The 14,183-nt window shown below is 60.1% G+C and carries 16 protein-coding genes and 1 rRNA gene; 15 read left to right on the forward strand and 2 right to left on the reverse strand.

The genetic code is table 11. The annotated features are described in order from the left end of the window. The first annotated feature begins 219 nt into the window (after positions 1-219). Positions 220-337, forward strand: a 5S ribosomal RNA gene (gene rrf, locus ACHFGA_RS06810). A 240-nt stretch (positions 338-577) separates the two neighbouring features. Here the strand turns inward: rrf and ACHFGA_RS06815 are convergent. Beyond that, positions 578-706 carry a hypothetical protein gene (locus ACHFGA_RS06815; RefSeq protein ID WP_394281655.1) on the reverse strand — a complete coding sequence of 43 codons (129 nt, stop codon included), beginning with the start codon at positions 704-706 and terminating at the stop codon, positions 578-580. Between the two features lie 42 nt (positions 707-748). Between ACHFGA_RS06815 and ACHFGA_RS06820 the strand changes: the two genes are divergently transcribed. The 13 genes from ACHFGA_RS06820 (at position 749) to ACHFGA_RS06880 (ending at position 12,929) form a co-directional block, all read left to right on the forward strand. Continuing rightward, positions 749-1,423, forward strand: coding sequence for a hypothetical protein (locus ACHFGA_RS06820; protein ID WP_394281656.1), 675 nt, complete (start codon positions 749-751; stop codon positions 1,421-1,423). Between the two features lie 10 nt (positions 1,424-1,433). Then, positions 1,434-2,417, forward strand: coding sequence for an HAD-IIA family hydrolase (locus ACHFGA_RS06825; RefSeq protein WP_394281657.1), 984 nt, complete (start codon positions 1,434-1,436; stop codon positions 2,415-2,417). Between the two features lie 3 nt (positions 2,418-2,420). Next, positions 2,421-2,588, forward strand: coding sequence for a hypothetical protein (locus ACHFGA_RS06830; protein ID WP_394281658.1), 168 nt, complete (start codon positions 2,421-2,423; stop codon positions 2,586-2,588). A 22-nt stretch (positions 2,589-2,610) separates the two neighbouring features. Beyond that, on the forward strand, positions 2,611-3,438 hold the full coding sequence (locus ACHFGA_RS06835) for a TlyA family RNA methyltransferase (protein ID WP_394281659.1): 828 nt from the start codon (positions 2,611-2,613) through the stop codon (positions 3,436-3,438). Next, positions 3,435-4,358, forward strand: coding sequence for an NAD kinase (locus tag ACHFGA_RS06840; protein ID WP_394281660.1), 924 nt, complete (start codon positions 3,435-3,437; stop codon positions 4,356-4,358). Before ACHFGA_RS06835 ends, ACHFGA_RS06840 begins: the two co-directional genes overlap by 4 nt. 11 nt (positions 4,359-4,369) lie before the next feature. After that, positions 4,370-6,106: a DNA repair protein RecN gene (gene recN / locus ACHFGA_RS06845; RefSeq protein WP_394281661.1), complete on the forward strand. Its 1,737-nt coding sequence runs from the start codon at positions 4,370-4,372 to the stop codon at positions 6,104-6,106. A 67-nt stretch (positions 6,107-6,173) separates the two neighbouring features. Next, positions 6,174-7,361 (forward strand): putative cytokinetic ring protein SteA, encoded by a 1,188-nt coding sequence (steA, locus tag ACHFGA_RS06850; protein ID WP_394281662.1) that lies wholly within the window; start codon positions 6,174-6,176, stop codon positions 7,359-7,361. Positions 7,362-7,409: 48 nt separating this feature from the next. Continuing rightward, complete coding sequence (locus ACHFGA_RS06855; protein ID WP_394281663.1) at positions 7,410-8,381, forward strand: copper transporter; 972 nt, start codon at positions 7,410-7,412, stop codon at positions 8,379-8,381. A 28-nt stretch (positions 8,382-8,409) separates the two neighbouring features. Continuing rightward, positions 8,410-9,060, forward strand: a complete 651-nt coding sequence (locus ACHFGA_RS06860; RefSeq protein ID WP_394281664.1) for an NUDIX domain-containing protein — start codon at positions 8,410-8,412, stop codon at positions 9,058-9,060. Then, a complete protein-coding gene (xerD, locus tag ACHFGA_RS06865; RefSeq protein ID WP_394281665.1) occupies positions 9,061-9,966 on the forward strand; it encodes a site-specific tyrosine recombinase XerD in 906 nt (301 codons plus the stop codon). 139 nt (positions 9,967-10,105) lie between these two features. After that, the gene (locus ACHFGA_RS06870; protein WP_394281666.1) at positions 10,106-11,050 is read left to right on the forward strand and encodes a hypothetical protein; all 945 of its coding nucleotides are present in this window, start codon (positions 10,106-10,108) and stop codon (positions 11,048-11,050) included. A gap of 161 nt (positions 11,051-11,211) precedes the next feature. Then, positions 11,212-12,081, forward strand: a complete 870-nt coding sequence (locus ACHFGA_RS06875; RefSeq protein WP_394281699.1) for a ParA family protein — start codon at positions 11,212-11,214, stop codon at positions 12,079-12,081. Positions 12,082-12,119: 38 nt separating this feature from the next. Further along, entirely contained in the window at positions 12,120-12,929 is an 810-nt protein-coding gene (locus ACHFGA_RS06880) for a segregation and condensation protein A (protein ID WP_394281700.1), read from the forward strand. Here the strand turns inward: ACHFGA_RS06880 and ACHFGA_RS06885 are convergent. Next, entirely contained in the window at positions 12,926-13,489 is a 564-nt protein-coding gene (locus ACHFGA_RS06885) for a GNAT family N-acetyltransferase (protein WP_394281667.1), read from the reverse strand. The two genes, ACHFGA_RS06880 and ACHFGA_RS06885, sit on opposite strands and share 4 nt — an antisense overlap. Before the next feature lie 110 nt (positions 13,490-13,599). On the opposite strand from ACHFGA_RS06885, the gene scpB reads away from it, so the two are divergent. After that, complete coding sequence (scpB, locus tag ACHFGA_RS06890) at positions 13,600-14,151, forward strand: SMC-Scp complex subunit ScpB (RefSeq protein ID WP_394281668.1); 552 nt, start codon at positions 13,600-13,602, stop codon at positions 14,149-14,151. Positions 14,152-14,183 lie beyond the last annotated feature (32 nt).

A 14,183-nucleotide genomic window follows, 5' to 3' on the forward strand; every position in this document is an offset into this window, starting at 1 on the left:
GAGATGATGGGGTTGATAGGCCGGATCTGGACACGTGGTGACATGTGGAGGTGACTGGTACTAATTTTGACCGATAAAAACACATTACAAAGCGAAACGAGTAATAAAGGTTTGTTTGCGTCCACTGTGCAGTGTCTGACACAACACGCTTGGTGTGTGTCATGACTTGTTTGATGACCGTTCGTCTGATTGGTTGTCGACACGTTGCCCTAGAGGTGTGTCGGTGGTTGATGGCGGCGGGGAAACGCCCGGTCCCTTTCCGAACCCGGTAGCTAAGCCCGCCCGCGCTGATGGTACTGCATCCGGGAGGATGTGGGAGAGTAGGTTACCGCCGACCTAAAAATTTGAATAGTGAATCTGGAGCGTAGTTGGGATGAGCTGAGTCTGAGTACTCCTTATTCCTACTACGCTCCTTTTTCGTTTCTCTGCTCATAGACCTACTAGAGTAGAAGGACGTGCCGATCATAGAAAGGGCCAGTAGATGAGCGACGAGACGTCATCCCAGAATTTCCGCGAAGACCGCCCTCGTGGTAGAAAGCCGTACAAGGACAATCGCCGCCGCGACTACAAAGGTGGCTCAGGTCCACGTCGGGATGGGAAGCCCTCTGATCGGCGGGACGGTCGTCGACACGCGCAGGGCGGCAAACGCGACGACCGCGACAGAAGCCCGCGCAACGATCGAAACGATCGCGGAGAAGTTCGCCACGATCGATCGAACCCTCAACGGCAAGGCTTTCGTGAAGACCGCATGGCACAAAAGCTGTCTGAGCCTGATCTGCCCAGCGACATCGATATCAAAGACTTAGACCCTATGGTTCTCCAGGACCTGCGGGTCCTGTCGAAAGACAACGCTGATCGAGTCGCTCAACATCTCATCATGTCTGCCACCTTGCTCGAAGACGACACACAGCTGTCGTTGAGCCACGCACGTGCTGCGAAAAACCGTGCTGGTCGGGTCGGTGTCGTCCGCGAAATGAATGGTGTAGCTGCCTATCACGCCGGCGAATGGAAAGAGGCCCTTGCCGAATTGCGCGCTGCCCGTCGAATGATGGGAGGCCCGGGCATGCTTGCCGTCATGGCTGACTGCGAACGCGGCCTCGGACGCCCGGAAAAAGCAATCGAATTGTCGCGTACTCCCGAGGCTCGGCAATTGGATCCAGCATCACGAATTGAGTTAGCCATCGTTGTCGCTGGCGCCCGCCGTGATTTAGGACAGAACGAAGCCGCTGTGGCCACTTTGCAGCGAATGAACCCGTCAAAGGATGCTGATGGGGTCTCACAGATGCGCCTTGCTTATGCCTACGCGGACGCTTTGCTCGAGGTTGATCGCCGTGAAGAAGCCAAGGAATGGTTTGAACACGTCGCAGCCATCGACGTCGAAGAATTGACCGACGCAAACGTGCGGTTGGAAGAGCTGGGCTAAGGTCATAGGTATGAGCCTCATAGAACAGTACGATTCTCTTCTCCTTGACCTTGACGGTACCGTCTGGGCCGGCGGCGATGCTATTGCCGGTGCAGTTGAAGCGATCACAACCTCCGGCCTTCCGGCCGCGTACGTAACCAACAATGCTTCCCGAGGCCCCGCGGAAGTAGCAGAGAAGCTCCGAGCCATCGGTTTGGAGGCTGCGGACACGGACATCATCACCTCGGCCCAAGCCGCCATCGTCATGGCTAGCGAATACCTCGAGTCCGGTGACCCTGTCCTCGTCGTTGGCGCGCCCTCCTTCAAGGAGCTTGCCGCTCAGGCGGGCTACCGCCTCGTCGATAGTGCTGACGACCAGCCCAAAGTGGTCTTGCACGGGCATTCCCCTGAGACCGGGTGGGCCCAGCTGTCAGAGGCTGCGCTGTCCATCCGTCAAGGGGCGACCTATCTAGCGTCGAACATGGATACCACGCTGCCGATGGAGCGCGGCTTGCACGTGGGCAACGGATCCATGGTGGCAGCTGTCACCAGCGCGACCGGAGTCGTACCTGCCTCAGCTGGCAAGCCCGAACCGGCAATGTTTTTCCAGGCCGCAGAAGCGATGAACTCGAAAGCGCCGCTGGCAGTGGGCGACAGGCTCGACACGGATATTGCAGGCGCGGTCGCCGCGAAAATGGATTCCCTGCACGTGCTCACCGGCGTATCCGGTCCCATGGCGCTGATTGAGGCTACCCCGGAGATGCGTCCACGCTATATCGCAGAGGACATGAGCGCGCTTCACGACGATCCCTTCGCGCTGGTGCCTGGCCCACAGGGTGGATTCACCGCACGTGTCGACGGCGAGGATATTCTCCTTGAGCGTGGTAATCCTGACGCAACCAGCATCGAAGCCCTGCGGACAGTGTTGAATGTCGCCTGGTCTATGCCTCATGCTCCTGCGTTTATCCGCCCCATGTCGGATGCTGCAGACGCAGCAACCGCCCAGTGGTGGTAGCTAGTGTCTGCGCCTAAACCGCACGATCCTCGGACCACGGCCGTCCGGCCGGAGGACCTAACGCGTACTTTCGACGAGATCCTGGCACAGCCAGCCGACACCTTGGCCGAGGAAGTCGACCTGCTGGCTCGTGCGCACAGCGTTCTGCACGACGCACTACAGGATAATTAACAACACAAAGGATGGACGATTCGTGGCCCCTGGACGCAGAAGGCTCGATGCGGAGTTAGTTCGCCGCAAAATCGCGCGATCCCGCGAGCAAGCAGTGGACTGGATTAAATACGGTCGGGTCACAGTGAACGGGTTTGCTGCCCACAAACCAGCTACGGTGGTCGAACCAGACGCTTCCATCAAGGTAGCAATGGATGAGGATGACCAGTGGGCTTCACGCGGGGCTCACAAAATGATCGGTGCCCTTGATGCCTTCACGCCTCTGGGGCTCGATGTCGTCGATAAGCGTGTGCTCGATGCTGGGGCATCCACCGGTGGGTTCACCGACGTGCTGTTGGACCGAGGTGCGCGCGAAGTAATTGCCGTGGACGTTGGCTATGGGCAATTGATTTGGCGGCTTCAGAATGACCCGCGCGTCACCGTGCTTGACCGGACCAATATGCGTCACCTCACTCCCGAGATGATGGGTGGGCCTGCTGATTTGATGGTGGGCGACCTCTCCTTTATCTCCTTGAGGCTCGTGCTGCCGGCGATCGCGGACTGTCTTCGTGACGGGGCAGACTTGCTGCCGATGGTGAAACCTCAGTTCGAGGTAGGTAAGGAACGTTTGGGCAGCGGGGGAGTCGTGCGTTCAAATGAGCTGCGTGCGGAGGTCACGGGCGATGTTGCCCGGTTCGCGGCCGGATTAGGGTTGAGCTGTCGGGGCGTAGTGGCCTCCCCGCTGCCGGGCCCCAGCGGCAACGTAGAATACTTTTTATGGTTGGTGAAAGATGGCGGTGCGTCCGTCCCAGCTGACCGGGATCTTGACGCAATGATCGCCACTGCCGTGAAGGAAGGACCTGCGCAATGAGTTCGGATGGACAACGTGAGATTCTCATGGTCCCGCACACCACACGCGAGGGCAATATCTCCGCGGCCGCACGCGCAGCGGAATTAATCCAGGGTGACGGCATCAAGGTACGAATCTTGGCGCAGTCGGATATGGAGGCGATCGACGCGCACCCTAGCTTGGCCAGGTTAGAGCGCGTCGCCCACACCAAAGATGCTGCCCAAGGCTGCGAACTTGTGTTGGTCCTCGGTGGCGACGGAACCTTTCTGCGTGCAGCAGACCTCGCGCATGCTCAAGATATCCCAGTTCTGGGCATTAACTTAGGCCACGTCGGGTTCCTCGCAGAATGGGAGGCCGAAAGCCTTGATATGGCGATCCGGCGGGTGATCGACCGGACCTACGGTATCGAAGACCGCATGACCATCGACATCACCGTCTTGGATCCGGGTGGCAAGGTGCTGGACACCAGCTGGGCGTTGAACGAAGTCAGCGTGGAAAACTTGAACCGCCGTGGCGTACTAGACGCGACCCTTGAGGTCGATTTTCGCCCGGTGTCCACTTTTGGCTGTGACGGTGTTCTGATTTCCACGCCGACTGGTTCGACCGCGTATGCGTTCTCGGCCGGTGGGCCGGTGATGTGGCCGGAGTTGGACGCGATCCTTGTGGTTCCGAACAACGCGCACGCGCTCTTTACTAAACCGTTGGTCGTGTCGCCGGATTCCACTGTGGCAGTGGAATCGCACCCCACCACGTCACCTGCCATGGTGGTGATGGACGGCTTCCGCCCGATCGCTATGCCACCGGGTTCGCGCTGCGAGGTTGTGCGTGGCTCTCGGCCGGTGCGCTGGGTGCGTCTCGACGACTCACCCTTTACCGACCGCCTGGTTCGAAAGCTCCGGTTACCTGTGGATGGTTGGCGTGGTCCGGCCAAACCACAGTAAGTTGGGGCATTATGCTGCTTGATATTTCTATCGAGAACTTAGGCGTGATCCCTCACGCCACTGCCGAGCTTGCCGACGGCCTGACCGTACTGACCGGTGAGACAGGCGCGGGTAAAACGATGGTTGTCACCGGGTTGCGGCTGCTCACAGGTGGGCGTGCCGACGCCTCGCGAGTACGCACCGGTGCGCAGCAGGCCCTCGTCGAAGGTAGTTTTAATGTCGACGCGCTGCCGAAGGACATTAGGGAAGAGGTCTCGGGCATCGTTGATACCGCCGGAGGTGCCGCGGATGAAAACGGGGAATTTTTAGCCTCGCGTTCGGTGAAGGCAACGGGGCGTTCGCGTGCGCATCTTGCCGGCCGCAGCGTCCCGGCGGCGACCCTGGCTGAGTTCTCTTCGCAGCTGTTGACGATCCACGGCCAAAACGATCAGCTCCGCCTGCTCGCGCCGGAGGAACAACTAGCAGCACTCGACCGCTTCGACAACACTATTGGCCCATTGCGCTCTGCTTACACAGAAGCATTTTTGACGTGGCGCGCTTATGCCAAAGACTTTAAGGAACGCACGGAGAAACGTCGTGAACTGGCGCAGGAAGTCGACCGTCTGCAGTTTGCTCTCGACGAAATTGCTGCCATTGACCCGGTGGATGGGGAAGATGAACAGCTGGTGGCAGATATCCGCCGCCTCCAAGACGTCGACAGTCTGCGAGAAGCAGCGGAGACCGCACTGGCCGCGATCGACGGGCCAGACGCCGTGGGCGGATATGGGGATGAAGATGGCGCCTCCACTCTGTCGGGGCAGGCTGAAGCCGCACTGGCGCAAAGCAGCGACAAGCAGCTTGCAGAACTTGGCGGCCGGCTCACGGAATCTACCGCGATTTTGTCCGAAGTGGCGGCAGAACTGGGTAGCTATTTGGCCGACCTACCCAGCGACCCGGCGGGTTTGGATTCAATGCTGCAGCGCCAGCAGGACCTGAAGTCCCTGACAAAGAAGTACGCTCCGGATATTGCCGGAGTGATCGCGTGGAGGGACAAGGCCCAGGAGCGTTTGGCCAGCATCGATACCTCATCGGAGGCATTGGAGAGCCTGAAAAAGCAGGTGGCCGAAGCTGAGCAAGAGATGGTGGCCAAAGCACGCAAGCTCACCCAGGCACGCACGAAAGCTGCTAAAAAGCTCGGCGCGGCGGTCACCGAGGAGCTGCACGGCTTGGCGATGCCGAAGGCCCGGCTTGACGTGGTCGTCGGAAAGCATAAGTACACGCGCGACGGTGCCGATACCGTGGAGATGCGGCTCGCTCCCAACGCAGCCATGGAGTCCCAGCCATTGGCCTCCAGCGCGTCCGGCGGTGAATTGTCACGCGTGATGTTGGCGCTTGAGGTGATTTTGTCGTCAACATCGACTGGTACCACCCTTGTGTTTGATGAGGTAGACGCTGGTGTGGGCGGTCGCGCCGCGGTAGAGATCGGGCGTCGGCTGGCTCGGCTGGCCACGCACAACCAAGTAATCGTCGTCACGCACCTGGCGCAAGTAGCGGCGTACGCGGATACGCACTTGCACGTAGCGAAGAATGTCGGGGATGAGTCGGTGACTTCGGGTGTGTCGGCGCTTTCCGACGAGGAACGTGTCGAAGAGCTTGCCCGGATGATGGCCGGGCTCGACGACACGGATACGGGGCGGGCGCACGCTACTGAACTGTTTGATCGGGCGCAGGCTGAGGTCGTGGAGATGCGAGGAATAACCTCTGGGTAAAGGTGAAGCGTGAAGCTTTCCGCGCGCCTTCCCCACTTGCGGAGTTCTACCGGCCACAATAGGTCCCATGAGTAGCAAGATCACCAGTACTTCTGACCACCCCGGTCTGCAGGGCGCCCTGCGTGACTGCACCCCTCAGGGCAAAGGTCTGAAGCGTTTAAAAGCCGGTGAGATCGCCGTGATTGATGCTCCAGATCTGTCACGCAGGCAGGCACAGGCGCTTGTCGACGCCCGCCCGGCCGCAGTGGTGAATATCGCCGAGTTTTCCACCGGGGCGATTCCTAATTATGGCCCGCATATACTGCTCGATAGTGACGTGGCACTATATGAAAACGCGGGCGCTGAGCTGCGGGCTGCCTTTCGCGACGGGAAAAAGGGTGGTATCACCGAGGATGGTGAGATCTATGTTGGGAAGAAGACAGTCGGCACGGCCACCGAGCTGCTGCGCGGCGACGCTGATACTAACTTCAACGAGGCTCAGCGTCACCTGGTTGACCACATGGAAGCCTACTTCGGAAATACCATCCAGTTCATCCATTCTGAGGCGCCACTGCTGATCGATGGCGTGGGCGTTCCAGACCTCGGCGATGATATGGACGGGCGCAAGGTGCTCATCGTTTCCCCTGAGCAGGGCCATCGCGAACGCATGGCTGGGTTGCGTAACTTCATCCGTGAGTTCAACCCGGTGCTCATCGGCGTGGCTGGGGCGGCTGACACGCTCATGGATTTGGGCTATAAACCTGACTACATCGTTGGCAACCCCAAGGACGTGGCCTCGGAGACGCTGCGCGGCGATGCGCGAGTGATCCTGCCGGCCGATCCTGATGGGCATGCCGAAGGCCTGGAACGGATCCAGGATCTCGGCGTAGGTGCTATGACGTTCCCGTCAGCCCTGGATAATCCCACGGACCTGGCGGTGCTGCTTGCGGTATTCCACGACGCACAAATGATTGTGACAGTCGGGGAGCGTATGGACCTCGACGCAATCTTCTCCAACCGCGAGTACGCGCAACCAGCGTCACTGTTGACCTGGTTGAAGGGCGGTGGACGGATCGTCGATGCGTCTGTGATTGAGGATCTGTATAACGTCAGCTCCGGCCGTGGCGTTGCGTGGGCATGGGCGATTTTGGGCCTTCTGGTGGCCGTGGCTGCGATCATCCTAGTGGTGGGATTCGGAGGCGATGACTCCTTCGCCAATAATTTGATCGATACATGGAACTCCATCGCTTTGACCGTCCAGGGCTGGTTTAACTAGCTGTGGCGCCGCGCGTGCTGCGCGGAGATAGAAAGAGAGACGATAGTTATGGCAGGGAAGAAAACTTCCCGCAGCGGGTGGCTTGTCACCGGCCTCGGGTTCGGTGTCGCAGCGGGTGTCGCGCTGGGCACCCTCGTGCTGGCTCCAGCAATGGGTGATGGGGCTTCGGGCGTATCGACGAATACTTCTGCCGACGCCGGATCCCAGGACACAACTAATACTGAGGGGGAAAGCCAGCAGGCAGAAATCGCAGCGGCCCAGGCCGACGCGGCCGACGGTCTCATTAATGGCATCGGGGACGACGCCGTGGCGGGGACTCTGGAGCAGCGCCCCGTGCTGATGCTGCTCACGGCGGATGCCGACCAGGCCGATGTTGACGCGGTGTCGTCCTTACTGGAGGCTGCTGGTGCCGAGAACTCCGGACAGATTACGCTCACGGAGCAGTTCGGTGATCAGACGAGCGCGGACGAGCTGAAGTCCATCATCGCTAATACGCTGCCGGCAGGGGCCCAGTTGTCGGAAGATAACCTGGCGCCTGGCCTGCACGCCGGTGAGTCTTTGGGCACCGCCTTGCTTTACGACGAGGAGGGCGCGGAGCCCCTGGCTTCGGTGGGAGATCGCGCGCTGGTGTTGCAGACTCTGCGCGAGGCCGGTTTCATCGATTATGAGGATGGCACCATTTTGCCTGCTCACGCCATCGTTATAGTGACCGGTGACGCCGACGGTGCGGGGGATTCGTCGTTTAGCACCGGCGTACTCGTGGACCTGGTCCAAGGTATGGAATCCCGCGGTGGCAACTTGGTGGTCGCCGGCCGCATCCATACTGCCGCCGACCAGGGTGTGATTGGACGGATTCGCAGTACCCCAGAATTGGCCGAGTTAGTGTCTACGGTCGATTCGGTCGACCGGTCCTTTGGCCGAGTGGCTACTGTGCTGGCAGCCTCCGAACTGCTTGAAGGTGAGTCTGGCGCTTATGGTGCGGCCGCTAGCGCCGAGGCGCCTTCGCCTGCGCTGCCGTAGAGTGCGCGGAAAAGCTAGATTGGGTTTTATGAACCGTCACGAATTTTCCGTCACTGACTCCGAGTTGTTGCACGAGGCGCCAATTCTGGCGCTGCGCAGAGACACCGTCACCATGCCCGGTGGCTCGACTGCTAGGCGTGAAATCGTCGAGCATTTTGGGGCGGTGGCGGTCGTGGCCCTCAACGATGAGGGGCAGATCGCCATGGTGGAGCAGTACCGGCACAGTGTCGAGCGCCGTCTGTGGGAACTGCCCGCGGGCATCTTGGATATCTACGGTGAGGACCCCGTCGATTGTGCTGCGCGCGAGCTGCAGGAAGAGGCAGGGCTTGCCGCACAGCAATGGCACTTGTTGAGTGATATCGTGACCTCTCCGGGCTTTTGTGAAGAAGCCGTGCGGATCTTCTTGGCCCGCGATCTCAGCGCTGTTGAGCGTCCGGAGGCCGAAGATGAAGAGGCCGACATGCAGCTGAAGTGGGTCAGCCTTGACGAAGCCCGCGCGGCTGTGATGAATGGGCGGATCACAAACTCGATCGCCGTCGTGGGCATCCTGGCGGCCTCCGAGGTTGTGGCAGGCCGTCATGCCGCCCGGGATCCACACACTCCGTTCAACCTGCGCCCGTCGTCGATGGCTGATCGTCGGCATGCGCGCGGCATCACCCCAGACATGAAGAAGCTCTAAGTGGACGCAGCGGAGATTGGGCGCAGTTGGCTGGATCACTTGGCGGTGGAACGTGGGCTGTCTGACAACACGCTGAGCAATTATAAACGAGACATCAATCGTTATGTCACGTGGTTGCAGGAGGCGGGACGGACTTCGCTTGCCGGCGTGACCACGGCCGATGTGGAAGCTTATGTGCAAGATTTGCGCCGTGGCTACAACGGACGTTCTCCTTTGGCGGCTTCGTCGGCAGGCCGAGCGCTCGTCGTCGCGCGTGGACTGCACAAGTTCGCCACCAGTGAAGGCCACGTGCCCGCTGACGTGGCGGCTGCGGTGTCTCCACCCTCGACGGGGCAGCACTTGCCGGACACGTTGACTATCGACGAAGTAGCCAGGCTGCTCGACGCCTGCCCCACAGAGGAGCCACTCGGTGTGCGTGACAAGGCGTTGTTGGAGATGCTCTACGGCACGGGCGCGCGTGTGTCGGAGGTGTTGTCGCTGGACGTCGACGACGTGACTGACACCGACGGGATCATCACCGTTACGGGGAAAGGCGCCAAGCAGCGGATCGTGCCATTGGGTAGCCATGCTCGTGAGGCGCTCGAGGCGTACCTCGTGCGCGCCCGCCCAGTGTTCGCCACGGGAAAGTCACACGCGCTATTTTTGAATACCCGCGGCGGTGCGCTGTCGCGTCAAAGTGCGTGGACCATTATTAAGACTGCCGCTGAACGCGCTGGTATCGATAAGGAAGTGTCACCGCACACCTTGCGGCACTCTTTCGCCACCCATCTTCTGGAGGGCGGGGCCGATGTCCGCACCGTGCAGGAACTGTTGGGGCACTCGTCGGTGACGACGACGCAGATTTACACTCACGTCACTGCCGATAATTTACGCGAGGTATGGCAAATGGCTCACCCCCGGGCCTAAAGCGGTACACTGCTAAAACACTATTGCTTTTTGCGGCAATGAGTTTTGTTCATCAGTCACCAGGGGAGTAAGTACCGTGACCCAGCGTCGTCACCTTCTAACGGCAAGCCTTGCGATTGCCACTGTTTTTGGACTTGCCATGACAGCGGCACCGAATGCTGTAGCGCAGATCCCCGAAGGCCTTGACCCAGCAGTAGTAGCCGAGATGATTCCTTCCACTATTTCCGTTCCCGCGGGGCAGACAACCTCGGTGGATGTTGGGGTTCCGGTCAATGCCTCATATTCCGATGGAGGCTGGTCGGTAAGCGCCTCGGGCACAGGTGTAACCGTGACTGCTCCGAACCAGCCGGGTTCTCAGATCAGTGTGCCGGTGAGCGCTGGTGGCTATTCGGCCACGATCACACTGGTGGCAGAGGACACGTCCGGAGCTGGGGGATCTGGGGGCATCGCGGAAGATTCGCCTAGCGGTGGCGCAGGAGGCGACGCCGGTGCACCAGCTGCGCCAGGGTCGCCTGCTCAGTCTGGTGGGGAAGCAGCATCGACTCCGCCACGGCAACCCGCCGCTCCGGTGGACACGGACCAGGCCGATCGTCTCTACTTCGACGGGGAGATCCACGGCAACGTGCTGAGCGTTACTTTGTCGCTGAAGCAGGCAGCAGACTTGGCGCCGTTGGCGGCCGGAAACTCAGAAGGGTTGAAGTTGCGTTACCTCGATGTCAACGGTCAGATCATCGAAGGTGTGCAGCGTGACATCGATATGGGTGCACGCACGATGACGCTGACGTACCCGGAGGGCGAGACCCCCGACAATCCCTTCATCATGGAGGTGGTGCGCGATGACGCGATCGCGGAATATATCGTCACCATTACCGCCACCAACGCTCCCGTCGCGCAACCTTCGGCTTCAGCAGACGGCGAATCCAACCCTTATGGTGAGGTGGCGCAAGGAGCAGATGCCGCGCGCGAACAGCAGAGCGATTCAACGTGGGTGTGGTGGGCGATCCTTGCTTGCGTGATTCTTATTCTTGTGTTGGTTGTGGCCCTCATCCTTGCGTTGCGCAAGCGTGGGCGTGGTCGTCGATAAGCACGCTAGTGTCTCCGTCAAGGTTATGATCTTGATTCTGGCTGGTGGCTCTGGTGCTCCCGCTTGGCTTCTGCAGTCTGGTTAAGATAGTCGTTAAGATGGGAATGACAACGATGTAAGCTTGCACCCGCACTGCCCAAGTCAAGGAAGAAGGTATGACCGTGAGCAAAGACGGACTGTTTGACGCTTCCGAGGTGGAAGTTGGCCTGACTGGGCGACCTGTTCGTGAACTCCCGCAGCCCAAGCCGCTAGAGAAGCATGGGCCGGCACGGATCATCTCGATGGTCAACCAAAAAGGTGGTGTGGGTAAGACTACTTCGTCGATCAACCTAGGCGCGTGTTTGGCCGAGCAGGGCCGCAAGGTGTTGCTGGTGGACCTTGATCCGCAGGGCGCACTGTCCGCCGGCCTTGACGTGGCGCAAAATGAAGACGACATCACGGTCTATGACTTGATGCTGGATAACACCACCAGCATTCATGGCGCGATCCAGCGCAGTAACGTTCCAGGCCTTGACCTTGTGCCTGCCAATATTGACCTGTCGGCTGCAGAAATCCAGTTGGTCAATGAGGTCGGCCGCGAACAGACCTTGGGGCGCGCGCTGCGCCCAGTGCGCGGCGAGTATGACTACATCATCATTGACTGCCAGCCGTCCCTGGGCCTGCTAACCGTGAACGCCCTGGCGTGTTCTCACGGTGTGATCATCCCGATGGAGTGCGAATACTTCTCGCTGCGTGGCTTAGCGCTGCTCACCGACACGGTGGAAAAGGTGCGCGACCGCATCAACTTCGATCTGGAGATCGTGGGCATTCTGGTCACCATGTTTGACCGCCGAACCACGCATGCGCGTGAAGTGATGGGGCGTGTAGTCGAGGTGTTTGGTGACAGAGTGTTTGACACGGTGATCACGCGCACTGTGCGTTTCCCTGAAACGTCGGTGGCCGGCGAGCCAATCATCACGTGGGCGCCGAGCTCCCAGGGCGCAGAGCAGTACCGTAACCTCGCCCTCGAGGTTATTGAACGGACTTCCTAGTGGGCGTATCGACGACCACCCCGGCCAGTACTCCTGCTGTGCCCGAGGGGGCGTACCAGCCTGAAATCACCGGCTTTACCCTGGTACTCAATAATTTCGAGGGCCCGTTTGACCTTCTGCTCAACTTGATCAGCGCCAAGAAGCTAGACGTCACCGAAGTTGCCTTAGCTGAGGTCACCGATGAGTTCATCGCCTACACGCGTGCGCTCGGGGAGACGGCAGAGCTAGATGAGGTTACCGAGTTCCTCGTGATTGCGGCCACGTTGCTCGATTTGAAAGCGGCCCGCTTGTTACCCCGCGGCGACATTGACGATGCGGAAGACCTCGAGCTGCTCGAATCACGGGACCTGCTCTTTGCCCGCCTGTTGCAATACCGGGCCTACCAGCAGGTGGCTGACCAGTTTGTGCAGTGGCAAAAAGATGCCCGCCGCCGCTACCCGCGCGCGGTCTCGATGGAAGAGCAGTTCGTAGATCTTCTGCCACCGGTGCGCCTGGGGCATACCCCGGCCACCTTCGCAGAGCTTGCTGCCAGCGTGTTTCGTCCGAAGGCTCCCGATGAGGTCCGCGTGGACCACCTGCACCAGGTTGAGGTCTCGGTGCCTGAGCAGGCCGGAAAACTCTTGGACACCCTGAAGCTGGTGGGTCCGGACACGTGGCTGTCTTTTGCGGCGTTGACGAGGGACTGCACGCGGTCCATGGAGATCGTCGGCCGATTCTTAGCTCTGTTGGAGTTGTACAAGGCGCGCGCAGTCGAGACGGAGCAACAGGAGGCACTGGGGCCACTCGATGTGGCGTGGACGGGCGTCGATGTGGACCCCGCCGTGGTGGCCGCCTCCAACTGGTCCTAAGGGCGTGTTTTCAAGACGTTGAGAACGTCGTCGGAAAGCTCCCTGTCGGCGTAAATGCGCACGTCGGGTTCGCTGGGGTCGTCCTCGGCGCCCGCGCGTCGGCCTTCCCAGACGGTCGATAGCCCGAGCTTTTCGACGATGCGCCCGCTGGCTGGGTGGTTCGTCGTGATGCGCGCCGTAATGGGCATGTCTGGGTTGGTGCGCTTAGCCATTCTGATGGCGGCCTCGGTGATTTCTGTGGCGAAGCCGTTGCCCCAGTGGTCGGGCCGGAGGCGGTATTTGATGTCGTAGACATCGTCGTTGTAGACCTCCACGCCACCAACCCCGATGAACTCGGAGGGGCGCTCGCGCAGGTACGCGGCCCATGGTCCGAGGTTGTGTTTGGTCCAGGATTGGTGGGTGCGCTCGATGAGCTGGCGGGTCGTTTCCTTCTCCGTGTGGACTTGGCCCGGCCGGTGCCGCCAGATGCGCGGGTCGGAGTACACCTTGAAGGCTTCGGTAGCCTCCTCGACGGTGAGTGGAATCAGGATCAGTCGGTCTGTTCGTGTTGTAGTAGCCATAGTGAGATGTTAGACAACCCACAGTCGCAGTGTGAACTGTTTCACTAAAAAACTTGCGCGGATTTCCCGGCGAAGTATCTTAAGGGGGCAACGCGATAGACTCGGTGACCATGGAACTGCCCATGGTGCCCCAACTGCGCTCGAATATCGAATCCATCCTGCTTGTGATTGACTCGCCTGCCGACGCTGAAACTATCGCCCACGCGCTTGGCGCAGATGTGATCGAGGTTCGTGATCAGCTACGGGCGCTTGCCGACGAGCTGGAATCCCGCGGCAGTGGAATTGACCTGCGGGAAACTGAGGAGGGGTGGCGGTTGTACACCCGCCAGGAGAATGCGGAGGCCGTCGAAAAGTTCTTGCTTGACGGCACGCAGACCCGACTGTCCCGTGCTGCGATGGAAACCCTAGCGGTGGTCGCGTACCGCCAACCCGTGACACGCGCCCAGGTTGCTGGTGTACGCGGTGTCAACGTAGACGGTGTGATGCGTACGTTGACGTTGCGTGGTCTGGTTCGGGAGGTGGACCCGGATGAGGCGACCGGTGCGCACCGCTATGTCACGACCGAGCTGTTTTTGGAACTGCTCGGGATTGATTCACTGGATCGGTTGCCTGATCTGGCGCCGTTGCTTCCGGAAGTCGATTCCATTGAGGATGCCTGGTAGGATCAGCCCAGGTAAAAATCGCATATCTACAG

The sequence above is a fragment of the Corynebacterium sp. genome (assembly GCF_043426755.1).
Classification (GTDB): domain Bacteria; phylum Actinomycetota; class Actinomycetes; order Mycobacteriales; family Mycobacteriaceae; genus Corynebacterium.

Coding starts and splice junctions, on each gene's coding strand:
- steA (WP_394281662.1), top strand. CDS start 6,174: ATGAGTAGCAAGATCACCAGTACTTCTGACCACCCCGGTCTGCAGGGC.
- ACHFGA_RS06825 (WP_394281657.1), top strand. CDS start 1,434: ATGAGCCTCATAGAACAGTACGATTCTCTTCTCCTTGACCTTGACGGT.
- scpB (WP_394281668.1), top strand. CDS start 13,600: ATGGAACTGCCCATGGTGCCCCAACTGCGCTCGAATATCGAATCCATC.
- ACHFGA_RS06840 (WP_394281660.1), top strand. CDS start 3,435: ATGAGTTCGGATGGACAACGTGAGATTCTCATGGTCCCGCACACCACA.
- ACHFGA_RS06860 (WP_394281664.1), top strand. CDS start 8,410: ATGAACCGTCACGAATTTTCCGTCACTGACTCCGAGTTGTTGCACGAG.
- ACHFGA_RS06885 (WP_394281667.1), bottom strand. CDS start 13,489: ATGGCTACTACAACACGAACAGACCGACTGATCCTGATTCCACTCACC.
- ACHFGA_RS06870 (WP_394281666.1), top strand. CDS start 10,106: ATGACAGCGGCACCGAATGCTGTAGCGCAGATCCCCGAAGGCCTTGAC.
- ACHFGA_RS06820 (WP_394281656.1), top strand. CDS start 749: ATGGCACAAAAGCTGTCTGAGCCTGATCTGCCCAGCGACATCGATATC.
- recN (WP_394281661.1), top strand. CDS start 4,370: ATGCTGCTTGATATTTCTATCGAGAACTTAGGCGTGATCCCTCACGCC.
- ACHFGA_RS06855 (WP_394281663.1), top strand. CDS start 7,410: ATGGCAGGGAAGAAAACTTCCCGCAGCGGGTGGCTTGTCACCGGCCTC.